This window comes from Mucilaginibacter aureus, from assembly GCF_053514885.1.
On the sequence record NZ_CP170601.1, the window covers coordinates 4926093 to 4950467 of the forward strand.

Below are 24375 nucleotides of genomic sequence, written 5' to 3' on the forward strand. Positions count from 1 at the left end.
TAGTGTATCCGGATAAATTTGTTTCATCAATAAATCTAACTAAACAAAAAATTTAATTGACGGCTGGCAGCGCGTACAGCCGATTAAAATCCCTGATAAAATCTACAAAAGGTCTTTATCAGGATGAAAACTAATATCAATACATGTCCGAAAACATCATTCTAAAAGGCATTACCTGGAATCACAGTCGCGGCTTTACGCCGATGGCGGCTACCGCACAACGTTTTTCAGAACTTAATCCATCTGTTACCATTACCTGGGAAAAACGCTCATTGCAGCAATTCGCCGATCTTTCCATTCAGCAATTAGCCGAACGGTATGACCTGCTCGTCATCGACCATCCATGGGCAGGCTTCGCCGCAAAAACTAATAGTATTTTAGCATTCGATAAATACCTGCCTGCTGAATTTTTAGCCGATCAGGAGCAAAACACTGTTGGTCATTCCTACGAAAGTTATAATTATAATGGCCATCAATGGGCATTAGCTATTGACGCTGCCACACCCGTAGCTTCTTCGCGCCCCGACCTGCTTCAAAAGCATAGTTTATCCCTGCCAAAAACCTACCAGGAGTTACTCTCAATGGCGAAAAAAGGCTTGGTTGCTTTCCCTGGCATCCCGATAGACTCATTAATGACGTTTTATACTTTCTGTTGTTCATTAGGGGAAGACCCTTGTCAGCAGGAAGATACAGTGATAAGCGAAGCAACCGGGGTAAAAGCGTTACAAATGTACAGGGAGTTGGCTTCATATATTGCTCCTGCTTGCTTTGATCGTAACCCTATACAAACTTATGAAGCGATGACGCTGAGCGACGATATTGCTTATTGCCCTTTTGCATATGGTTATTCCAACTATTCGCGCAAAGGTTATGCGCGTAAGTTGCTGCATTTTCATGATATGGTTACCCTTAACGGGGAAACTAATCTACGTAGTTCGTTAGGTGGTACGGGGTTGGCGGTTTCATCAAATTGTAAATACATTGATATAGCCATGCAGTATGCACAGTACGTGGCCTCGCCGCAATGCCAGCGCGGTTTGTATACGGATAATGGCGGTCAGCCAGGGCATTTAACCGCGTGGACGGATGAAGATAACAACCTCAAAACACATAACTACCTTGCCGCCACTTTACCGGCATTGCAACGCGCTTATCTGCGTCCGCGGTATTTCGGACATATGTTTTTCCAGGACCATGCCGGAGATATTGTACGTGATTACCTGATGCAGGGTGGTGATGAATTACAGGTATTGGCTGCGTTAAACAACCTGTATGTAGAATCTAAAACCAAAGTACAGGCATAAATGAAACCATTAGAAGGTCTTTTGGTATTAGAATTTGCACAGTTTATGGCTGCGCCAACAGCCGGTTTGCGGCTGGCAGATCTGGGTGCACGAGTTATCAAAATTGAGCGCCCGGTTAAAGGCGAAGCAGGGAGGCAAATTGCCATACGTAATATTTTTATTGATGGCGATAGTTTGGTTTTTCATACCATCAATCGCAATAAGGAATCGTATGCTGCCGATCTTAAAGATGCCGGTGATATGGAGCATATCAAAAAACTGATACAAAAGGCAGATGTGGTCACGCATAACTTTCGCCCCGGCGTAATGGAGAAGATCGGTTTGGATTACGAATCCGTTAAAGCCATTAACCCTCGCATTATTTATGGCGTGGTTACCGGTTACGGCACCAAAGGCCCGTGGGCTTTGCGACCAGGTCAGGATCTGCTTATTCAGTCCTTATCCGGATTAACTTATTTATCTGACACTGCCGATGCCGGGCCTGTTCCATTCGGTTTGGCTACTGCCGATATGATCTGCGGGGCGCATTTTGTGCAGGGCATCCTGGCCGCATTAATCAGGCGGGCAAAAAACAATACCGGTGCACTGGTTGAAGTGAGCTTAATGGAATCGGTGCTTGATATGCAGTTTGAGGTGATCACCACTTATTTAAATGATGGCGGTAAATTACCGCAGCGCAGCAGCGTAAAAGGCAATGGCCACGCTTATTTGAGTGCTCCTTACGGGATATATCAAACTAAGGACGATTATATCGCTCTCGCAATGGGCGATTTGCATAAAATAGGTAATGCTTTAGGTTGTGATGTTTCGGATACCTATCCCGACAAGGCGCAATGGTTTGAACATCGTGATGAGATCATGACCTTATTTGCCGAAAGGCTCAAAACCAAAACCACCGGCCAATGGGTAAACGAGTTGGATGTTCAAGGCATTTGGTGCTCAGAAGTATTTACTTATCAGCAAACCTTACAACACCAGGGCTACCAGGTATTAGGGATGCAGCAACAGGTTAAATTGCCTTCCGGCGGAAGCCTGACCACAACCCGCTGTCCTATCCGCATAAATGGCGACAGGCTTTACAGCAATGTAGCCGCACCCCGGCCCGGCGCTCAAACTGATTTAATAAACCAGCAATTTGAACTGATATGAAACCATTGGAAGATTATTTAGTGGTTGATTTTAGCCAGTTCCTATCGGGGCCTTCAGCAGCATTAAAGCTGGCTGATCTGGGCGCACGGGTAATTAAAATTGAAAAGCCCGGTACAGGAGATATTTGCCGGCATTTATATACATCGAACGTTATATTGAATGGCGAGTCTTCGGTATTTCATGCCATCAATCGCAATAAAGAAAGCTTTGCCGCGGATGTTAAGAATGATGAGGATAAAAAGCACGTCTGGCAACTGCTCAAACAGGCAGATGTGGTGATGCATAACTTTCGTCCGGGTGTAATGGAGCGTTTAGGTTTTGATTACGAGAGCGTACGCAAAGTAAATCCGGGTGTAGTTTATGGTGAGATATCGGGCTATGGAACAGAAGGCCCGTGGAAAGACAAACCCGGTCAGGATCTTTTGCTACAATCTCTGTCGGGATTAACGTGGTTGAGCGGCAACGCCGGAGGACCGGTGCCTATGGGTTTATCCATCATTGACATGCTTGCCGGAAACCATTTAGCACAGGGTATTTTGGCCTGCCTTTATCGTAAAGCCATCGGCGGCGAAGGCGCTTTGGTGCAGGTGAGCATGCTGGAATCTGCTATCGATTTTCAGTTTGAGGCAATTACAACTTATTATTACGACGGTAAACTGCCCGAGCGTTCTGCCAAAAACAATGCACATGCTTATTTGGGCGCGCCTTACGGGATATACCAGACAGCTAACGGTTATATGGCTTTGGCTATGGGTTCTATACCGCAATTGGGCGAATTGTTAAACTGCGAACCTTTATTAGCATATACAGATATTGGCGAGGCCTTCCACAAGCGTGATGAGATCAAAGCTAAGCTTGCTGCACACTTATTGACAAACACTACCGAACATTGGCTCAACATTTTACAAAAAGCCGATATCTGGTGTGCCGAGGTATTAAGCTGGGATAAACTGATGCAAAACGATGGTTTTAAAGCATTGGATATGGTGCAGGAAGTAACCATGAACGATGGTTTTAAATATCGTACCACCCGCTCCCCTATCCGCATCGATGGGGAATTGCTCACATCACCGAAAGGCTCACCAAAGCTTGGACAGGATAACGAAACCATTTTAACCCAATTGAGCCATGCAGACTGATACCTTAAAAATAGCCGTGCGCAAATTCGGCCCGTTTGAAACGGCTCTGCAAAAGCTATGGGATAGGTATTGCGCGGTTTCGGGATGCAGTTTAAAAGTCGAAATGGTACCAATGGATCTGGACGATCTGCATGCTGCGATATTGGAAAACAATGGATTAAAAAATGGAGATTGGGATATTGCTCATGTAGTTACTGATTGGTTGTTGGAAGCCTGGCAAGATGGCTCATTAGAAAACCTGCAAGCTTACATTGCACAAAATCCGCCGGATGGATATCCGCATGGCTGGAGTAATTCGTTATTGGGCATGCAGCAGTTTGGTGAAGGTATAGCCGGATTGCCATTTCATGATGGGCCGGAATGTTTGATATACCGTAAAGACTTGTTTGAGGACAGCAATGAGCAGCAGGCTTTTTTTGATCAGTTTGGCAAACCGTTGCAAGTGCCTAAAACCTGGGACGATTTTAAAACCATCGCGCAGTTTTTTTACCGGCCGGAGCAAAATCTTTACGGGACGGTATTTGCCGGTTTACCCGATGGCCACAACACTGTATTTGATTTTTGCCTGCAACTGTGGACACGTGGTGGTGCACTAACCGACAAGGATGGGTACGTAAACATCAATACCCGGGCCGCATTGGAAGGCCTAACCTTTTACAGGGACATGCTGCTTAATAAACAAGCCGTACATCCAAATACCATGCAATATGAATCGGTACAAACCGGGATGGCCTTTGCCCGGGGCGAAGCTGCCATGATGGTGAACTGGTTTGGGTTTGCTTCGATGTGCGAGGTGATCGATGAATCGGTAGTTAAAGGTAAAGTTGATATTGCGCCAATACCTTGTACCGAGGGAAATGAGTCTGCTTCTTTAAATGTATACTGGCTTTATACTATTGGCAGCGGCAGCAGGCATAAACAAACCGCTTATGATTTTATCCGCTTTGCCATCAATCAGCAAAACGATAAGCTGCTCACTTTAGAGGGTGGTATCGGTTGCCGCATTTCAACATGGGTTGATGCCGGCGTAAATTCCATTATCCCCTATTATCATAAATTAGAACAACTGCATCAAAACGCCCGTTCGCTGCCGCAAAAAAGTAACTGGGCGCAAATAGCTAAAATTATTGACGAGGTGGTATTGCTGGCCATTAACAGTAATACACCAGTTGAACAACTACTTGCCAATGGGCAACTAAAAATAAGCAGGTTAGATAAAGCTTAAAAATTATGCAAATACCTTATAAACCGATATTGCCCAAAACGCCTGTACCCATTATGATTATTGGTGCCGGTGGTATTGTTGGTGATGCGCACTTACCGGCATATAAAAAAGCTGGTTTTACCGTGTTCGGAATAACTAACCGCACCCGTGCGCGTGCCGAAAAACTGGCTGATGAATGGGGAATACCGAATGTTTATGATACCGTTGAGGATGCCGTAGCACATGCACCGGCCAATGCTGTTTACGATATCACCATTATGCCCGAGCAGTTTGTAGAAACACTGAACAAACTGCCCGATGGTGCCGGTGTGCTGATACAAAAACCAATGGGCGACTATTTTTGGCAGAGTAAAGAAATATTGGAAGTTTGCCGGAAAAAGAATTTAGCCGCGGCTATTAATTGCCAGTTGCGCTTCGCTCCCTTTGTAAGCGCAGCACGATACATGATCGATCAGGGTATGATTGGTGAGTTATATGATATGGAAGTACGGGTAACCTTACAAACGCCGTGGGAGTTGTTTCCCTTCGTGATGGTGCACCCGAGGCTGGAGATACAGTACCATAGCATCCACTACATCGATCTGATGCGCTCGTTTTTGGGCGACCCGCGCACGGTGATGGCCAAGACATTAAAGCATCCGGCAAAAACCTTATCTTCATCACGCTCGACGATATTGTTTGATTATGGCGATACCATGCATGCAGTGATCAATACCAATCACGATCATTCGTTCGGGCCGCATAACCAGGAAAGCTTTATTAAATGGGAAGGTACCAAAGGCGCCATCAAAGCACGTATGGGCCTGCTAATGGATTACCCGCATGGCGTACCCGATAAGTTTGAATATTGTATTATGGAGGAAGGCAAAGTGCCCGAATGGAAGGAGATAGCATTAGAAGGCTCCTGGTTCCCTGATGCGTTTATCGGTACCATGGGCAGTTTGATGCGCTATAAGCTTGGCGAAACTGATGTATTGCCAACGAGTGTTGAAGATGTGATCAAAACTATGGCAGTAGTTGAAAGCGCTTATATATCAAGTGATAATGGAGGCGTGATTGTGGCAGAGAGATTTGTTTAATTTCGGATTTCGGATGTTCAATTTCGAATTTATTTTAACAAAAACTATGTCATTGCGAGGAACGAAGCAATCGCACATAGGCAAGGCGGGCTTACGGGGCCGCTCTGTACAGCAAGCGATTGCTTCGTCCCTCGCAATGACAAAACAAAGCTATCAATAACCAATAACTTAATAACCTACTAACTCAATAACCAATAAACCAATCCATGTATTTCAAATCCATATTTTTCGAAGATTACACCATAGGCGAAAAGCGCATAACCCTTGGACGCACCATTACCGAAACCGATTTTGTGGTGCACGCGGGCCACACAGGCGACTTTTTCCCGCATCACATGGATGCCGAGTGGTGCAAAACTCAGCCGTTTAAACAACGTATTGCGCACGGCACGATGGTGTTCAGCATCGGTATCGGGTTAACAGCTTCAGAGATCAACCCGGAGGCTTTTTCGCGCGGGTATGATACCTTACGCTTTATTAAGCCGGTATTTATAGGCGATACAATACATTCGGAGATCACCATTTCGGCTAAAAGTGACGCCAAGAAACCAGAGTTCGGCATCGTGACCGAGCACGTAGAGATCATTAACCAGCACGGCGAGGTAGTACAAGTGTGCGACCACCTGCTGATGGCTAAAAGAAAACAAAACGCATAACGATGGCCGGTATTAGCAATAGTACACCAAATGGTGTTATAAACGAGGCAGACTTAAAGGGCAAAACCCTATTGTTGCCATTTGTATTAATCTGCTGCCTGTTCTTTTTATGGGGCATGGTGCATAATCTTGATGGTGTATTGATACCTCACTTAAAAAAGGCCTGTCAGCTCAATAACCGTCAATCAACATTAGTGGATACGGCGATATTTTTGGCCTATTTTATTATGGCGATACCTGCCGGTATGCTGCTTAAAAAATTTGGTTATAAAAATAGTATCATCATAGGGCTGATCCTGGCTACCATTGGCGCAGCCCTATTTATCCCGGCAGCAAACGCGTTGGCTTATACAGGTTTTTTAGGCGCCTTATTTATTATCGGCTGTGGGATTGCCATTTTGGAGACCGCCGCTAACCCCTACTCGGCCATACTTGGCGACCCGGCAGGTGCGACTACCAGGCTAAACCTGGCAGCAGCTTTTAACGGAACCGCTGCGTTTGTCGGTCCTCTTGTTGGTACCCTATTCATACTATCGGGCAAAGAGTACACAGCAGATCAACTGAAAGCCATGCCGGATGCGGCACGCTCAGCTTTTTTACTGCACGAGGCATCATCGGTAAAGCTTCCGTATGGTATACTTGCCGCAACGCTTGCTGTAATAGCTATCCTATTCTTTATCGCTAAACTACCCGAAATTAAAAGTGTATCGAAAGAAGAAACATCAGGCGGTAGCTTTTTTGGCGCATTGCGGCACAAACATTTAAGTTGGGCGGTTGTGGCGCAATTTTTTTATGTGGGTGCGCAGGTTTGTGTTACCAGCTTTTTTATCCGTATGGCTAAGCAAGGCGCGGGATTCGACGAAATAAAAGCCGGTTACTATTTAACCATGTATGGGGTTTTATTTATGGGAGGTCGCTTTATCGGCACACTATTTTTGCAGTTTGTAAAATCGCACAAGTTGCTCACTATTTACGCGGTTATTACCACCTTGCTTTGTGTAGTGGCGATTTTGGGCAAAGGCGCTTATGTAGTTTATTGTTTAGGTGCGATTGGTTTCTTTATGTCGATCATGTTTCCAACCATTTTCGCTCTAGGTATAGATGGGATCGGCGATGATACCAAACCCGGTTCGTCATGGCTCATTATGTCGATAGTAGGTGGCGCGATACTTCCCTACCTGATGGGTACGGTGATCGACCTGAACCATGACAATATACAGATGGGTTACATCGTGCCGCTTATTTGTTTTTTAGTGATCGTGTATTTCGGTGTAAACGGTTATAAGATCAAAAAACAGATTAGCTAAGTGCATGATAATATCCTATAAAAGTTGGATAACCTATCATCACAAATAACAGGCACGTTATAATAGTTTTGAGATCGTACAATTAAACCAAATCAATACAATATAAAATATTATCTTAGGGTCATCCCTGGGGCAATAGCCAACATAAACTGTATAGCTACCAATTTATAATGAGCAGTAAAACTACTTTGGGTGTCATTATTGGCAACCGCGATTTTTTCCCCGACAGACTGGTTGCCGAGGCAAGGCAGGATATTTTAGCACTATTCGCCAAACTGAACCTGAACGCCATCATGCTGGATGAACAGCAATCGAAATTAGGCGGTGTTGAAACTTTTAGCGATGCACAGAAATGTGCCGAGTTGTTTCGCAAAAACCAGGATGATATTATCGGTATTTTAGTGGTACTGCCAAATTTCGGCGACGAACGCGGCATTGCCGAAACGCTTAAACTGGCTAACCTTAACGTACCTGTACTGATACAGGGCTACCCCGACGAACTCAATAAACTGGATGTTGCCCGCCGCCGCGACTCGTGGTGCGGTAAGATATCCGTTTGCAATAATTTATACCAATTTGGCATTAAATATAGCTTAACTGCGCAGCATGTTATCCATGTAAACGATGCTGCCTTCGGCCCTGAGCTGCTGAACTTTGTTTCGGTTTGCCGTGTGGTTAAAGGATTGCGTAAGGTGCGTATCGGCGCGGTAGGCGCTCGTCCGGGTGGTTTTAACACTGTGCGTTATAGCGAGAAGATCTTACAACGTAACGGTATTTCGGTAGTAACTGTCGACCTTTCGGAGATATTGGGCAATGCCAATAAATTGAGTCAACACGACCAAGTGGTTAAAGACCGCTTAGACAAGATACTGGCCTACGCGCCCAAAGGCCGTACCCCGGATGAGGCTTTGATACAAATTGCCAAACTGGATGTGGTGCTCAATAATTTTATGCAGGATAACGCGCTTGATGCTACGGCTATCCAATGCTGGACATCGCTGCAGCAAAACTACGGCTGTAACGTGTGTACCAGCATGAGTATCATGAGCGAAAATATGCTGCCAAGCGCCTGCGAGGTTGACGTTACCGGTACACTGAGCATGTATGCCATGCAACTGGCGTCGGGTTCGCCAAGCGCGCTGGTTGACTGGAATAACAATTACGCCGACGACGAGAACAAATGCGTGCTTTTCCATTGCGGTAACTGGGCAAAATCATTCCTGCCGGATATCGAGATCAGCACCGCTCCTATTTTAGGTACTACCGTTGGCGAAGAAAACACTTACGGCGCGCTGGCTGGCCGTACCCCGGCATCGCCGTTAACCTTCGGCCGTATCAGTACCGATGATTGCAAAGGCATCATCAAAGCCTACATTGGCGAAGGTAAACTGACCGATGATCCGCTGAATACTTTCGGTAACCGCGCCGTAGCGCAGATCAATAACATGCAGGGCCTGATGCAGTACGTTTGCCGCAACGGATTTGAACACCATGTGGTAATGAACGCATCGAACACCGCCGGCATTTTACAGGAAGCTTTGGGCAATTACATGGGTTGGGAAGTTTATCAGCACATTTAAAACTATGACAGAGAAGGAACTCGCTCAAAAATCGGTTGAGTATCGCAAAAAGATACTCAAATACATTGTGGGCGCCAATGCCGGCCACACCGGTGGTAGCCTGTCTTGTATCGATATTTTGAACGTATTGTATAATAAGATCATGAATGTTAGCCCGGAGAATTTCAAGTCGCCGGACCGTGATCGTTACATTCAGAGCAAAGGGCATTGTGTTGAAGCTTTGTTTGTAACGCTTGCCGATAAAGGTTTCTTTCCTGAAAGCGACCTGGAAACGCTATGCAAATATCAATCGCATTACATCGGTCACCCTACCAAAAAGGTGAACGGTGTTGAGCAAAATACCGGCGCTTTGGGTCATGGTTTGCCTATCGCTGCAGGCGTGGCTTTAGCAGCCAAAATGGATAAAAAGGATTACCGCGTATTTACCATGCTGGGCGATGGCGAACTGCCCGAAGGCTCAAACTGGGAAGCTGCCTTAACAGCGGCTCATTACAACCTGGATAACCTTTGCGCCATTATCGATAATAACAAGTTACAGATAACCGGCCCGAATAAAGACGTGTGCAATACCGACCCTATCGACACCAAATTTGAAAGTTTTGGCTGGGAAGTACGCCACGTTGATGGCCACGATCTGCAGCAGATGACCGATACATTAAGCAGCCTGCCATTCAAAGCCGGCAAACCAAGCCTGGTGATAGCGCATACCATAAAAGGTAAAGGTGTTAGCTATATGGAGAACACGCTGAAATGGCACCATGGCGTTCCGTCGAAAGAGCAATACGAACAGGCAATAAACGAATTAGATACTTTAATTGATTTAGGATAAGATGGGCGCAGTTGTAGAAACCACCGCCGCAACAGGCAAAGCAAATCAGGACGTATTTTCGGCCGTACTGCAGGAACTGGCTGCAACCGATAAACAGATCATCGCCGTTACCAGTGATTCGCGCGGCTCCGGTAAGCTGGTTGCTTTTGGTGAACGCTTTCCTGACCAGATCGTAGAGATAGGCATTGCTGAGCAGAACTTAGTTGGCGTTGCCGCCGGATTGGCATCAGCCGGTAAAAAAGCATTTGCAGTATCGCCTGCTTGTTTTTTAACTGCCCGTGCTTTGGAGCAGATCAAAAACGACGTAGCCTATTCTGATAACCCGGTGCGTTTGGTTGGCATTAGCGCAGGCGTTAGCTATGGCGCCCTGGGTACCACGCACCACAGCCTGCATGATTTTGCCGTGCTGCGCGCTATCAACAATATTACCATTGTTGTTCCTGCCGATAATTTCGAAACAGAGCAAGCTGTGCGTTTGGCGGTGCAAACCAATAAACCCGTTTACCTGCGTTTCGGCAAAAAACCGATGCCTTTGTTAAATCCGGATGAAACTACTTTTCAGTTCGGTAAGGGACGCGTGATCAAAGAGGGCAACGATATCGCCATCATTGCCAACGGCGAAACGGTTTATCCGGCCTTACTGGCAGCACAAAAGGTTGAAAAAGAACACGGCATCCAGGCAACGGTGATCAGTATGCATACCATCAAACCGCTGGATACTGAGCTACTGGCCACTATCGCCGCAAAGGTAAAAGCTATTATTACCGTAGAAGAGCATATGGTTAACGGCGGTTTAGGCGAGGCTTGTGCATCGTACCTGCTGCAAAACGGTTATCATAAACCGTTCAAAATTATGGGTATACCCGATGAGTATACGGTTACAGGTTCGCAGGTAGAGATACTGAACCATTACGGCATTTCGGAAAGCGGTATAGCCGCCGAAGCGCTGCAGATATTGAAGAAATAAAAAGCCTGCCGGGTCTATACCGGTATGCTACCAATTATAAACGTATGAGAAAATTTTGGTTATTGCTTTTAGCTATACTGGTTTTTGCTGCCTGCCATAATGGTACCGCAAACAAGCAGCCTAAAAAAGTAGCGGTAATAGTTTCTACCTTAAACAACCCCTGGTTTGTGTTTTTGGCACAAACCGCTTCTGCGGAGGCTAAAAAAATGGGGTATGAAACCAAGATCTTCGATTCGCAAAATAATACGGCTTTAGAGGCCGATAACTTTGAAAACGCCATCGCCTCGGGTTATAACGCCATACTGTTCAATCCTACAGATGCCAACGGATCAGTAGTCAACGTAACCAAGGCTAAGGCCTCGGGCGTACCGGTTTTTTGTATGGACAGGGAAGTAAACTCTGTAACCGTTGCTACCTCACAGATCCTGTCTGACAGTTATTCGGGCTGTGTGGAAATGGGCAAGTACTTTGTGCAAACACTCCATAAAAAAGGCAAATACGTAGAGCTTTTGGGCATTGTTGCCGATAACAATACCTGGGCACGCTCTAAAGGTTTCCATAGTGTGGTAGATAATTACCCCGACCTCAAAATGGTAGCCCAGCAAAGCGCGGATTTCGATCGCAACAAAGGTCTGGAGGTTTTAGAATCCATTTTACAGGCACATCCGGATATCGACGCGGTGTTTTGTGGTAACGATGCCATGGCTATGGGCGCTTACCAGGCTTTAGCTGCCGCCGGAAAAGCCAATCATGTTAAAGTATTTGGGTTTGATGGCGCCGAAGACGTGATAGGCTATGTTAAGGACGGTAAAATATCGGCTACAGCCATGCAGTTCCCAAAAGTAATGGCACAAACCGCCGCTAAATATGCCGATGAATATTTTAAGGGCCAGCGCACCTTTCCGCAAAAAATACCTGTGGCTGTTGAATTGGTAACCGCAAAAAACGTGAACGACTATATGGCTTACGGTAAAAAATAACAGAGCATGAAAAAGAGTGTCCGCTATATTTTATGGGTTGCGCTGGTGCTGATCGTCGGCTATAACTCGGTGTATTTTAAAAAGCTTGACGAGGTTAACGCTGGTGCTGCAAAAGCTTTCGACGCTGCGGGCTATGCCGACACCTATTTCTATAAAGAACTCCCAGCCGAAATAGTCAAAGCGCCCGAAATTGGCAAATTGATCGGCTTACTCAAAACCGATCCGGCTAACTCATTTAAAACATACGGCCATGCATTGGCCATAGGCACAACACGATACTTTTTAGTTGCCGGTGAGGGCCAGGTAACCAATATTGACGATAACGGGCTAACAGTGCTAACAGGTTCGGGCAATACGGTGTTACTTGCAACGGCGTATGTTTATGGAAACGCTGTGCGCGATGCTTCCGGATTAGTTGACGTGAACAAGTTCAGCAATACTATGGACTTGAATAATATTTCGGCCGAAGTTGATAAGATCATCCGCACCAAAGTCTTACCTCCCGTTCTTCCGCAAATAAAAAAAGGCAGCCGGGTGCAGTTTACCGGTGCTATCGGTTTAAACGAGGCACATTTACAACTGGATGACATCGAAGTAACACCTGTCACACTAAAATTGATCAAGTAATTATGCCGGTTTTAGTTGCAGAAAATATCACCAAAAAATTTGCCGGGGTTACCGCTCTAAACAATGTGAACATTGAGCTGCAGGCCGGTAAGGTTACCGCTATTATCGGCGAGAACGGTGCCGGCAAATCAACCCTGATGAAGATCCTGTCAGGCGTGTATGCTGATTATGATGGCCGTATCCTATTTAAAGGCAACTGCGTAAACTTTGATAATCCGCGCAAAGCACAGCAATGCGGCATAGCCATTATACACCAGGAGCTAAACCTCATCCCCTATCTCAGCATTACCGAAAACGTTTTTTTAGGACGCGAACTGATCAATAGCTGGGGCATGTTGGATAAGGCAACCATGCATACCCAAACGCTTGCATTGTTGAAACGATTAAGGCTGAATATCGATCCCGAAACCAGGATCATCGACCTTAAAGTTGGCCAGCAGCAAATTGTGGAGATAGCCAAAGCGTTACTAACCGATGCCGAGGTGATCATTATGGACGAACCAACATCGGCAATAAGCGACAGTGAGGTTGAGGCTTTGTTTGCCGTGATCAACGATCTGCGTAAAGATAATAAGGCTGTCGCCTATATATCGCATAAACTCGACGAGCTATTCAAAATTGCCGATAACTACATCATCCTGCGTGACGGCAAGACTGTTGAGTCCGGCGAAATGCAAGCTATAACCCGTCCGGACATCATCAGCAAAATGGTTGGCCGCGACCTGCACGTTTTACAGAAATCGCAAGTTGAAATCACCGGTAAACCTTTGCTTTGTGTTAAAGATATCGGCTTAACCCATCCTGAAAACAAAGAACGCACGTTGCTCAACAATATCAGCTTCAACCTGCACGCGGGTGAGGTGCTGGGCATTTTTGGTTTGATGGGCGCTGGCAGAACTGAACTATTGGAAACCATATTCGGTTTACATAACACTGCCAAAGGCACGGTAACCATTAACGATAAGCAAACCGGCTTTACCTGCCCGGCCGACGCCATCAAAGCGGGCATTGCCCTGGTTCCCGAGGACCGTAAAAAAGACGGTTTGATCTTAGGGCTGGATGTCAAAAGTAATATCAGTATTACCACGCTGAACGATCTGAAAATAGGCGGCCTGCTAAATGAGCAAAAAGAACACGCATTAGCCGATCAATATATCGGTTCGTTAAAAATCAAAACATCATCTGCTAAACAAACCGTTAAAAATCTGAGCGGCGGCAATCAGCAAAAGGTAGTTTTGGCTAAGTGTTTAGCAACAAAGCCTATTGTTTTGATGCTTGATGAACCAACACGCGGTATAGACATCAACGCCAAAAACGAGATCTACAAACTGATACTCGAACTGGCCGGTAACGGAATGGGCATCATCATGGTATCGTCGGAACTGCCCGAAATACTGACGATCTCAAACCGTATCCTGGTAATGTGCGAAGGTAATATCACCACCGAAATACAAGCCGCAGACGCGACTGAAGACCTGATCATGAAAGCAGCAATAACCCCTGTTAACTAACAAGCTATGAGTTTAAACCCTACATACAAAGCTTACCTCATTAAATTTCAGCCGCTTATCGCCCTGTTTATTTTATGCCTGCTGCTCAGCATCTTGTCCAACAAATTCATGACCGTGGATAACGGTTGGAACGTGATGCGGCAGATCTCCGTCAACATCTGCATTTCTGTCGGTATGACTTTGGTTGTGCTGACCGGCGGTATCGATCTTTCAGTAGGCTCCGTGCTTGCATTTTGCGGGGCAATTACGGCGGGCTTATTAAAAAACGGCATCCCTATCCAATCAGGTAACCTGTTCATTGGCTTTACCCTGCTTGGCGCGATAGTCGGCGGGATGCTTATCGGCACACTAATGGGTACTTTTAACGGCTACACCATCACCAAATTTAAGGTACCGCCGTTTGTGGCTACACTGGCCATGCTCACCATTGGCCGCGGGTTAACCATGTTGTATACCAATGGTTTCCCAATATCATCACTGGGCAGTAGCTTTGCTACCATAGGCACCGGCTGGTTTTTAGGCATCCCGGTTCCGGTTTGGATCTCGGGCATCATCGTCATCATCGCCGTTGTCATCACCAATAAAACTACCCTCGGCCGGTATATTTACGCCATTGGCGGCAACGCCAATGCAGCGCGCCTGTCGGGCATCAACATAAAAAAAATAACGATTATCGTCTACAGTATCGCCGGTGCGTTGGCCGCTGTAGGCGGTATTATCGTTACCTCGAGGCTCGATTCGGCACAGCCAAATGCCGGTATCAGTTACGAGTTGGACTCTATCGCCGCGGTAGTTATCGGCGGCACCTCGCTGTCAGGCGGCAAAGGTACCATTATGGGTACCGTACTTGGCGCGATCATCATCGGCGTGCTCAACAACGGCCTGGTACTGCTAAACGTTTCGCCGTTCTGGCAGCAAGTGGTTAAAGGCGCGGTGATCTTACTGGCTGTAATTATCGACAGGGCCAATACCAAATCAGAATAACAGCATGGCGCAGCAATATATCTTAGCGGTCGATCAGGGTACCAGCAGTACCAAAACCATTGTGTTTGATGCCAAAGGCAATGCGATAGCCAAAGCTACCGAACCACTCAAAACCATCTACAGCGAAGGAGGTTTTGTAGAGCAGGTTCCCGAAGACATTTACCAAAATGTATTAGCCTCGGTTAAACAATGCCTTGCAGATTTCAAGGCAACCGGCGCGTTGGTTACCGATATCAAAACCTGTGGCATCTCCAATCAGCGCGAAACTTTCGTGGTTTGGGATGAAACCGGTAAACCTTTGCACAACGCTGTAGTGTGGCAGTGTAAACGCTCTATCGCCATCTGCGAAAAGCTGAAACAAGTGGCCGGATTGGAAGAAGAGATCACCGCCAAAACCGGACTGATCATCGACCCGTATTTTTCGGGCACTAAACTGATATGGCTATACGAGAACGACGAAAAGGTAAAGCAAGTTATCCACACAGGCAAAGCCTATTTCGGTACGGTTGATACCTGGCTGCTGTATAAACTTACCAACGGTAAACAGTACGCTACCGATCATACCAATGCCTCGCGCACCTTATTTTTCAACCTGCATACCCTGCAGTGGGATAAAGAACTATTGGGAAAGTTTGGATTAAGTAACTTAAACCTTCCGGAGATCAGATCATCAGCATTTGATTTTGGGGCAACTAATTTTGACGGCCTGTTTAACGAGCCAATTCAGATCGGCAGCATGATCGGCGATTCACATGCCGCCGCTTTTGGCGAAGGTTGCATCAACCCTGGAACGGCGAAAGCTACCCTGGGTACCGGCTGCTCGGTTTTGATGAACATCGGCGCCCGGCCCAAAACTTCAAACAGCGGTATGGTGACTACCATTTGCTGGAGTATCCCCGGCAGGGTTGACTACGCCTTCGAAGGGGTTATCGTATCCTGCGGGTCGACCATCGAATGGCTCAAAAATGAGTTGAATTTGTTTACCGACAGTAAACAAACCGAAGATATAGCCACTACCCTGCCCGACAATAACGGCGTTTACCTCATCCCCGCGTTTAGCGGCCTGGGGGCTCCGCATTGGGATATGAGCCGCAAAGCATCCATCCATGGCCTCACCTTTGATTGCAACAAAAATCACATTACCCGCGCTGCGCTCGAGTCGATTGCCTACCAGGTTAAGGACGTGATCGACGCTATGCAAAGCGATACCGGTTTACCTTTACAGGGATTGATGGTTAACGGCGGCATCAGTTCCAACCGTTTTGTTTTGCAATTGATTGCTGATTTGCTGGACTGCGCAGTGATCAATAACCACATGCCTGATGCCTCCGCTTTGGGCGCTGCTTACCTGGCGGGTATCACCAATGGTTTCTATCAGGCTGTTGCTGACATTCACTCCAGGCAAAATGAAACTGCTTACAGCGCAGGTGCATCAAGCGATCAGGCAAGGTTAACTTATGATGAGTGGCAGGGGTTGATCAGATCAACCTGATCTTTATCACAGGACGAACCTAAACTTCGATAATTTTGAAAAAACATCGATTGCCATTTTCACAACGAAAATTGGAAAAAGGTGGGTATTTGTCGGTATTTTTTAATGATTTATTGGTGCTCAATTATCAAATTCACAATTAATTTCAGCTTCGCGCTTTATACTCTACACTGGCTTCAGTTTATAACTGAAGCCCACAGATAAATTCAGTCTGTGACTGAATAGTCCCCGAAGCTTAATTACCAAATTCGCAACCAAAATCTCCAAAACATGGGTACTTATCGGTATTTTTCACTAATTTATCGGTGCTAAATTATCAAATTCGCAATTAATTTAACCTCACGCTTATACAATATACACATTTTTTAATGATTACACAAGGGTCCTGTAATCCTTAAAAAATAATTTGCACTTTTCAAATTTAATAGTAAGTTTGTACTTACCGTAAGTTAATACTTACTATTAGATTTATGCAGACATTAAAACAATACGATTTAGCTTTTAACGCGCTCGGCGATCCGACCCGCAGGGCCATCTTCGAAAAACTACAACGCGGACCCTTATCGGTGGTGCATATCGCCGAAGGTATGGCCGTTAGCCGCCCGGCCGTATCGCAGCATTTAAAAGTGCTGAAAGAAGCTAAGCTGATCAGCATCCACCAGCAAGGTACCCGCAGCATTTGCGCTGTTAACCAGGAAGGAATATTAGCCATGAGAAATTACCTCGACAATTTTTGGAACGACGCACTGGCCGCATTTAAACTGCTGGCCGAACAGGAAGAAAAAACCAAAACCAATAAACAATTATAACATGACGACCACTATTGAATCGATCAAAAAAGAACTCCTCGTGGAAGCTTCGCAGGAAACCGCTTTTAATGTATTCACCAGTAAAATGGGCGCCTGGTGGCCCAAAACCCATCATGTAGGCAGCTGCCCTATGATCGAGCTGATACTCGAATCCAAACCAAACGGCCGCTGGTACTCCACACACGAAGATGGCAGTGAAGTTAACGTGGGCCATATTTTAGTGTGGGATCCGTATGGCAGGCTGGTGCTCAACTGGCAGATCAACGGCGATTTTAAATACGATGCCGCATTGACTACCGAAGTGGAAGTACGCTTTATTGCCGAAGGGCCAAAAAGAACAAAAGTGATCATGGAGCACCGCGATCTGGATAAACTCGGCGGCGGCAAAGCGATCGGGAGTATGGATGAAGGCTGGGGCATGATCATGAATTTATATAAGGATTTAGCCGATCAGCAACCATGAAATCAAAATTATTGCTCCGCATCGCATCGATATTGATGTTGTTGCACAGTATAGGCCATACTTTTGGCGCCCTAACCTGGAAAGAAGCACCCAACGCCGCCGTTGGGCAGGTAATCACAGCCATGCAGAGTGTCCATTTCCCGTTTATGGGCCGCCAGGTCTCGTTCGGCCTTTTTTTCGAAGGCTATGGCATCAGTATGATCTTTGTGCTGCTGCTGATTACAATACTGCTTTGGCTGTTGTCAAATAATCCGCAACCAGCCTTTATTGTGGTGTTAGCTATTTTTCTGTTGCTGCTGGGCGTTACCGAGTATATTTACTTCTTTCCGTTTGCGGCCGCGTTTACCTTGCTTTCGGGCATATGCACGGGCCTAACCATATTTAAAACACGGCAGGCAGCTTAATTGCAGATCATAAACCTTGTTTCAGTTAAAATGCGGGCTCTTTAAATAAGAGCCCGCATTTTTTGTGATATAAGGTATTGAAAAGCAATTGTGTATTGAAGCAGGAACCGCTGCAGAATATCACAGGAAAATTTTAATTGGATAGTATTTTACATGATTATGTAAATATAGTACAGCGCGCGCGCTAACTGTCTGATTAGCTTTGGTAACTAACAAAACCAATTGATACACCCAACCTTTAATGCCAGGGAAAATACCCGGAGGTTGAAACCATTTTTTATTAACAATGAGTGAATTTACATTAGATCTGAATATAACAGCTCAAATGCCTTCGCGGAAGGACTGGCGCATCGGCACCATTGGTTCGGGCGCTATCGTACGGGGCTGCCACCAGGTAGCCTACCGCAATGCCGGTTTTAATTCGTACGGTATCGCATCGCTCAACAGGGCAAACGCGGAGAATGTTGCAAAAGAATTTGATATTCCGAATGTTTATGATTCATGGCAGCAATTAATAAAAGATAAAAATATCGAGATCATTGATATTGCCGTTCCACCAGATAAACAACTGGAAATTGTCCGGGAGGCTGTAAAAGAGAAAAGCCACATCAAAGGGATACTCTGCCAAAAACCACTGGCCATGAACCTCGAAGAGGCTAATGAGATCGTCATCCTGTGCGAACAAGCCGGTATTAAACTGGCTGTTAACAGCAATATGCGCTACGATCAGTCCATCCGGGCACTGAAAACCCTGCTCAACAATAATTACTTTGGTGAGATCGTACTGGCCACAATTGATATGCGGGCCATCCCCCACTGGCAGGAGTTTTTGAAAAAGTACGACCGCCTGGAGATGCTTAACATGGGTATCCATCATATCGATACCTTCCGCTACTTGTTTGGCGATCCGGAAAAGGTAACGGCAATAACCCGGAGCGACCCGCGCACCCAATTCCATCACATTGATGGCATTACTCAATATACCTTTCAATATGCAGACGGGTTGATAGCGACCAGCTTAGATGATGTTTGGGCATGGCAGGGCGAAGGAACCCAAAAAGACATGTATATCAGATGGAGGGTTGAAGGAACGGAAGGAATGGCCGTTGGCGAAATTGGCTGGCCAAAATATCCTGAAAAGGGACTCAGTACATTAAAATTTACCACCAAAAAATTCCCTGATCAGTGGATTGAGCCAACCTGGGATACCGTTTGGTTCCCTGACGCTTTTGAAGGAACAATGGCTTCATTGCTCCGTGCTGTTGAAGAAGATGCACTGCCCGAAATAAATGGCCGCGATAACTTACACACCATGGCCGTTATCGATGCGCTTTACTTATCCATCGAAGAAGAAAGAACAGTAAAATTATCCGAAACCTTACAAAACCTTAAATAAAATAAGAGAAATGATATCAGTAGGCATTTTTAATGGATATTATCCATACACTCTGGAAGAAACGATCAGTAAAGTAAAAAAAGACGGTTTTAATTGCATTCAGCTTGATCTGAGTTTTAAAGATTTTGATCTGAACGATCCGCACACCTTGCCTCAAACCCTAACCATCGAAAAGGCCTGTACCATACGCAATGCTTTTCGCGATGCCAATATTGAGATCGTAGCTATTTCCGGGTATACCAATTTGATCTCTCCTGATCCTGAAAAGAAACGGAAAAACATTGAGTATGTAAAAACCCTGTTAAAGTTTGCCCGCGAATTAGGTACCCCATACGTGATCAGCGAAACCGGAACGTATGAGCCAGGCAGCGATTGGGTGTTTCATGAAAAAAATGCCACCGAAGAAGCTTTCCAGGAAATTAAAGCCGTGATCAAAGACCTGGCAGAATTTGCCTGGAACCACGATGCTGTATTTTTGGTTGAAAACTACGTAAACAATGTAGTTGGCAGTGTTGATCAGTTATTAAGGCTGTTCAGGGAGATAGATCATCCCGGACTTGGGCTTTTGATGGATCCCACCAATTACTTCAACGGTTCTAACATCAAAAATGTTGATGCCGAACTTCACCGCATATTTAATGCCCTGGAGGATAAAATAAAGATAGCCCACGCCAAAGACATTAAACAGGCCGAAAGCAGCGAAGAAAAACACGCAGCTATTGATGCGGTAGAATCGCATACCTTTCGTGGTGCCGGGGATGTGGAACTGCCGGCGGCGGGCCTTGGCGTATTGAACTATGAATTGTATTTAAAACTGCTGTCAAAAAAGCATCCTAATATTCCAATTATTATTGAGCACCTTGACGAGGAGGATATTCCACGCGCAAAACAATTTGTTGACGATACTTTAAAAGCAATTGGTGCCTAAACAGGCGCCTACCTATTTATGTGAAAATGTAATACCATGAAAGATATTAAATTGAGCGCCGAACAAAAAGCGGCATATCACCGGGACGGTTACCTTGTTGTTAAAGATTTTTTAACCCCGGCGGAGGTTGGTTTACTATATAACATTGCCACAGGCGATGATGTGCTTAAAAACAAAGCATTTGATTTTAACGATCAGTCGGGCAAGCGTACAAAGCTTACCCTTTGGTTTACACCGGGCGATGATGCGTATGGCTTATTAACACGCAGCCGGGCCCTGGTTCAATCTGTCCAGGATTTGCTTGGTGAGGGCGAGGTATGCCATTTCCATTCAAAGCTGATGCAAAAAGAACCACAGGTAGGCGGTGCCTGGGAATGGCACCAGGATTATGGTTATTGGTATAAAAACGGTTTTTTATTCCCCGATGCCATGATCAGCGTGATGCTTGCCCTCACCGAAGCCACCGTAAAGAATGGGTGCCTGCAGGTATTAAAGGGTTCGCATAAAACAGGGCGCCTTGAGCATAGTTTTGCCGGTGAGCAGCAGGGTGCGGATATGGATTTTGTTAACGAAGCGCTCGCCCGTTTTGAGCGTGTGCCCGTAGAATTAGCCGCCGGCGATCTGTTGTTTTTCCATCCCAATACCTTGCATATGTCGGAAGCTAACACGTCCGACAAGCCCCGCTGGTCAATGATATCGGCTTATAACCTGAGTTATAATAAACCTTTCAGGGAAAAAAACCTGTCGTGCATCACACCCGTGCAAAGCGTGCCCAATGATGCGATCATGTCATCAGAAGCTAAGGGCTTATCGGCCGACAGGGATTTCCTTCAAAAAGAAGACGAAATAACCCTCAAGGTAAAGTGATCTGTTCATATTAAACTTAACCCATTGGAAGTTAAATTTTTTTGCCCCCGATGGGGAAGCGAACATCACAGCTGGGACGCATTTTGCCGGAAAGTGAAAGACGAAGGCTATGATGGTGTGGAATACGGCATCCCAAATGATGTTGCTATAGCCGAATTGGATGAGGCCTGGAATAATTTTGAAAAATATGGACTGGCAGTCATCCCGCAGCATTATGGTACTTATGATGCTGATTTTTCAAAGCATTTTGATCATTATGCGGGCTGGCTCGATATGATCAAACCATACAAAGCCCTCAAAATTGATTCGCAAACGGGTAAAGATTATTTCACATTCGAACAGAATAAAAAATTGATAGAGCGGGCCGGCGAACATTCGCGCGCAACAGGGGTTGAGGTGCTGCATGAAACACATCGTAACAAGTTTACCTTTGCAGCCCATATTACCTTTGATTATATTAACAGGATACCCGGATTACGCCTTACGCTCGACGTTTCGCATTGGGTTAATGTTGCCGAATCGTTTTTAGAGGATCAGCAGGATGCCATGAACCTGGCCATTAAGCGTGCCGAACATATCCATGCCCGGGTTGGTTATCCCGAAGGCCCGCAGGTTCCAAACCCGGCAGCACCTGAGTGGACCGAAGCATTGAAGCATCATTTAAACTGGTGGGATAAAATTATTGAACGAAAACGGGCCGAAAACAGCCCGTTGATGACGATCACCCCCGAATTTGGACCGTATCCCTATATGGTGCACCTGCCCTATTCTCAAAAACCAATTTCTGATCAGTGGGCAAATAATGTGTATATGATGAATTTGCTCAAAAAGAGATACTTCGGTCTATAATTTCTTAGATCAAAACTTGACCAATAGTTTTTCAGTAATAAGTTTTCCATCTTTATAGTACTCAAAAAACCAGTCATCATTTATTTTCAAAACAATGCCGTTGGCGGTATCACTACTGGCTATAAAATAGTTCTCTGTCGAGGTTTTAAGCAGCGTTAATACTTTTTTTGGTGTGGTATCAATTAACTGGTAACCGTTGGGTATAGCCTGGGCATACAATGTGGCAGTATTCGGGTTCGCTGCGGCCCCTGTGGCTACTACAGGTGTTACAACGGCAATTTGTCCCGTGGTTACCTTAGGCGCTGTTGTAACCGGGGGTACCGCAGGTGCTTCATTGGTTGACCCATTATAAGCGTACGGAACCTGATCTAAAGATGTAACTGCATCTTTTAGCGCCATAGTATAGGCGGCACGGTATTCCTTCTCGCGGCTGCTGCCCTGTTTACTTTTAAAAACAACATTGCCGTGGCAATCCTTTAGTACAAGTGTAAGGCCGGTGCTAAACATGCTGCTTTTTTCCAGCAGGTCGGCATTTAACGCCAGGCATTTATTGTGGACTAACTCTGCCGGTAATTCGGCATTGTCAGAAAAAACAATAAAACCCTTATTCTGCAAAACCGCCTTGGTAACACTGTTCAGAGAGTATTGATCATCTTCGCTAAGGAAACTAAATCTTACCGGCACTAACGCATATTTGTAATTGTTAATGGTGTTTTGCGAGTAGCCCGAAAAAGAGAGAAACAGAGAAAAAACTAAAATATACTTTTTCATATCAAATAATTATCAGTCCGTTTTAAAGTTCAAAAATAACATAAAACAAACCCATCAGTTAGTATTTCTCAGTGATTACCTATTTGATTTTCTTCAAAAACGGGTTATTCTCCAAAAAAAGCTGAAAATTATCCGGCTTACAGATAATATCATTATGCTCATGCAAGCTGTGAATAAACATTAGCCTGTTGGCTTTAACTTGCTGTGCTGTTAAATTGTTTTCTTCTGTTTCAACGTAAGCAATATGTTCCTGCTCAAGCAGCTTCACCATATTGTGGCTTTCGCCCGCTGTGCCGCCGTGATCGGTGTACAGGTGAATAAACCGGTGCGAGGTATCCGCTTTTATCCAGGCCATAAATTTATCGGTGTCGGCATACAGGGCATCAAATAGCATTACCTCGTCAATGGGCATTTGCCCGTTTTGGATAATACGGGCCAGTACACGATATGCACCGCTATGGCCGCCTAACAGGATGTGACCTGGCTGGCAATTTTTACCGGTTAGCCGCCGCGTTTTCAACGCATTTAACACATCGTTAACCAATGCTTTAAACACTCCCTGGTTTTCCAGTTTGCCGCCGTAGCTGTCGGGAGCGTTTCGTGCTGTTTCGGCTAAAATCAACACCGCGTTTTGGTGCGAGGCTATAAACTGACGGGTAAGCTGGTAATAAGCAGCTGTGCTATCTACATTATTACGCCAGCCATGGAACCAAAAGACCAGGTCGACCGTTTTCCTGGCATCCAGGTTTTTAGGCGCAATGATGAGCACCGTGCTGTCATGATAATGTTCAGCTTCGGTATATAAAACTTTACTATAAACATGTCCCCTCGCCCTACCCGTATCCGGGAACGCGGTATGCGATGATTGGATATGAAAGATCAAAGCGCCCGCATCATCCTGCGCAAAAGACAGCTTAGTGCCGATGATGAATAAAGCGATCAAGGTTAGCTGAAATTTCATACGATTTGTTTAGCAATTATTTTTCTGAATTTAGACAAAAATAACCGAAGATCAACAAAAAAAGGCTGCCCTTTATAGGTTCAAAACCCAGGCTGGTG

The 24375-nt window shown here is 45.5% G+C and carries 24 protein-coding genes; 22 read left to right on the forward strand and 2 right to left on the reverse strand.

The window, feature by feature from the left end:
* The first annotated feature begins 143 nt into the window (after positions 1 to 143).
* From ACFGVR_RS21080 to ACFGVR_RS21185, 22 genes are all read left to right on the forward strand, one after another.
* Positions 144 to 1304 carry an ABC transporter substrate-binding protein gene (locus ACFGVR_RS21080; protein ID WP_448699524.1) on the forward strand — a complete coding sequence of 387 codons (1161 nt, stop codon included), beginning with the start codon at positions 144 to 146 and terminating at the stop codon, positions 1302 to 1304.
* Complete coding sequence (locus tag ACFGVR_RS21085; protein WP_448699526.1) at positions 1305 to 2453, forward strand: CaiB/BaiF CoA transferase family protein; 1149 nt, start codon at positions 1305 to 1307, stop codon at positions 2451 to 2453.
* Entirely contained in the window at positions 2450 to 3592 is a 1143-nt protein-coding gene (locus tag ACFGVR_RS21090) for a CaiB/BaiF CoA transferase family protein (protein ID WP_448699528.1), read from the forward strand. Before ACFGVR_RS21085 ends, ACFGVR_RS21090 begins: the two co-directional genes overlap by 4 nt.
* A complete protein-coding gene (locus ACFGVR_RS21095; RefSeq protein ID WP_448699529.1) occupies positions 3582 to 4817 on the forward strand; it encodes an extracellular solute-binding protein in 1236 nt (411 codons plus the stop codon). The genes ACFGVR_RS21090 and ACFGVR_RS21095 overlap by 11 nt, the downstream gene beginning before the upstream one ends.
* Positions 4818 to 4822: 5 nt before the next feature.
* Positions 4823 to 5896: a Gfo/Idh/MocA family protein gene (locus tag ACFGVR_RS21100; RefSeq protein ID WP_448699531.1), complete on the forward strand. Its 1074-nt coding sequence runs from the start codon at positions 4823 to 4825 to the stop codon at positions 5894 to 5896.
* A gap of 206 nt (positions 5897 to 6102) precedes the next feature.
* Positions 6103 to 6552, forward strand: coding sequence for a MaoC/PaaZ C-terminal domain-containing protein (locus tag ACFGVR_RS21105; protein WP_448699532.1), 450 nt, complete (start codon positions 6103 to 6105; stop codon positions 6550 to 6552).
* Between the two features lie 2 nt (positions 6553 to 6554).
* Complete coding sequence (gene fucP / locus ACFGVR_RS21110) at positions 6555 to 7859, forward strand: L-fucose:H+ symporter permease (protein WP_448699533.1); 1305 nt, start codon at positions 6555 to 6557, stop codon at positions 7857 to 7859.
* A 170-nt stretch (positions 7860 to 8029) separates the two neighbouring features.
* Complete coding sequence (locus ACFGVR_RS21115) at positions 8030 to 9439, forward strand: L-fucose/L-arabinose isomerase family protein (protein ID WP_448699535.1); 1410 nt, start codon at positions 8030 to 8032, stop codon at positions 9437 to 9439.
* 4 nt (positions 9440 to 9443) lie between these two features.
* Positions 9444 to 10268 (forward strand): transketolase, encoded by an 825-nt coding sequence (locus tag ACFGVR_RS21120; protein WP_448699536.1) that lies wholly within the window; start codon positions 9444 to 9446, stop codon positions 10266 to 10268.
* A 1-nt stretch (position 10269) separates the two neighbouring features.
* Entirely contained in the window at positions 10270 to 11235 is a 966-nt protein-coding gene (locus tag ACFGVR_RS21125) for a transketolase family protein (protein WP_448699537.1), read from the forward strand.
* 44 nt (positions 11236 to 11279) lie between these two features.
* The gene (locus ACFGVR_RS21130) at positions 11280 to 12215 is read left to right on the forward strand and encodes a substrate-binding domain-containing protein (RefSeq protein WP_448699538.1); all 936 of its coding nucleotides are present in this window, start codon (positions 11280 to 11282) and stop codon (positions 12213 to 12215) included.
* 6 nt (positions 12216 to 12221) lie between these two features.
* On the forward strand, positions 12222 to 12842 hold the full coding sequence (locus tag ACFGVR_RS21135) for a DUF2291 domain-containing protein (RefSeq protein ID WP_448699539.1): 621 nt from the start codon (positions 12222 to 12224) through the stop codon (positions 12840 to 12842).
* A gap of 2 nt (positions 12843 to 12844) precedes the next feature.
* Positions 12845 to 14353 carry a sugar ABC transporter ATP-binding protein gene (locus ACFGVR_RS21140; RefSeq protein WP_448699540.1) on the forward strand — a complete coding sequence of 503 codons (1509 nt, stop codon included), beginning with the start codon at positions 12845 to 12847 and terminating at the stop codon, positions 14351 to 14353.
* A gap of 6 nt (positions 14354 to 14359) precedes the next feature.
* Positions 14360 to 15337 (forward strand): ABC transporter permease, encoded by a 978-nt coding sequence (locus ACFGVR_RS21145; RefSeq protein WP_448699541.1) that lies wholly within the window; start codon positions 14360 to 14362, stop codon positions 15335 to 15337.
* 4 nt (positions 15338 to 15341) lie between these two features.
* The gene (locus ACFGVR_RS21150; protein ID WP_448699542.1) at positions 15342 to 16829 is read left to right on the forward strand and encodes an FGGY family carbohydrate kinase; all 1488 of its coding nucleotides are present in this window, start codon (positions 15342 to 15344) and stop codon (positions 16827 to 16829) included.
* Between the two features lie 470 nt (positions 16830 to 17299).
* Complete coding sequence (locus ACFGVR_RS21155) at positions 17300 to 17638, forward strand: ArsR/SmtB family transcription factor (RefSeq protein WP_448699544.1); 339 nt, start codon at positions 17300 to 17302, stop codon at positions 17636 to 17638.
* Position 17639: 1 nt separating this feature from the next.
* Entirely contained in the window at positions 17640 to 18101 is a 462-nt protein-coding gene (locus tag ACFGVR_RS21160; RefSeq protein ID WP_448699546.1) for an SRPBCC family protein, read from the forward strand.
* A complete protein-coding gene (locus ACFGVR_RS21165; RefSeq protein WP_448699548.1) occupies positions 18098 to 18505 on the forward strand; it encodes an LIC_13387 family protein in 408 nt (135 codons plus the stop codon). Before ACFGVR_RS21160 ends, ACFGVR_RS21165 begins: the two co-directional genes overlap by 4 nt.
* A gap of 286 nt (positions 18506 to 18791) precedes the next feature.
* A complete protein-coding gene (locus ACFGVR_RS21170; RefSeq protein ID WP_448699549.1) occupies positions 18792 to 19901 on the forward strand; it encodes a Gfo/Idh/MocA family protein in 1110 nt (369 codons plus the stop codon).
* A gap of 10 nt (positions 19902 to 19911) precedes the next feature.
* A complete protein-coding gene (locus ACFGVR_RS21175; protein WP_448699550.1) occupies positions 19912 to 20829 on the forward strand; it encodes a sugar phosphate isomerase/epimerase family protein in 918 nt (305 codons plus the stop codon).
* A gap of 36 nt (positions 20830 to 20865) precedes the next feature.
* Positions 20866 to 21696, forward strand: a complete 831-nt coding sequence (locus tag ACFGVR_RS21180) for a phytanoyl-CoA dioxygenase family protein (RefSeq protein WP_448699551.1) — start codon at positions 20866 to 20868, stop codon at positions 21694 to 21696.
* Between the two features lie 24 nt (positions 21697 to 21720).
* Positions 21721 to 22545 carry a sugar phosphate isomerase/epimerase family protein gene (locus ACFGVR_RS21185; protein WP_448699552.1) on the forward strand — a complete coding sequence of 275 codons (825 nt, stop codon included), beginning with the start codon at positions 21721 to 21723 and terminating at the stop codon, positions 22543 to 22545.
* Positions 22546 to 22554: 9 nt separating this feature from the next.
* On the opposite strand, the gene ACFGVR_RS21190 is transcribed toward ACFGVR_RS21185, so the two are convergent.
* Positions 22555 to 23316, reverse strand: a complete 762-nt coding sequence (locus ACFGVR_RS21190; RefSeq protein WP_448699553.1) for a hypothetical protein — start codon at positions 23314 to 23316, stop codon at positions 22555 to 22557.
* A gap of 79 nt (positions 23317 to 23395) precedes the next feature.
* A complete protein-coding gene (locus ACFGVR_RS21195) occupies positions 23396 to 24277 on the reverse strand; it encodes a hypothetical protein (RefSeq protein ID WP_448699554.1) in 882 nt (293 codons plus the stop codon).
* Positions 24278 to 24375: the final 98 nt, after the last annotated feature.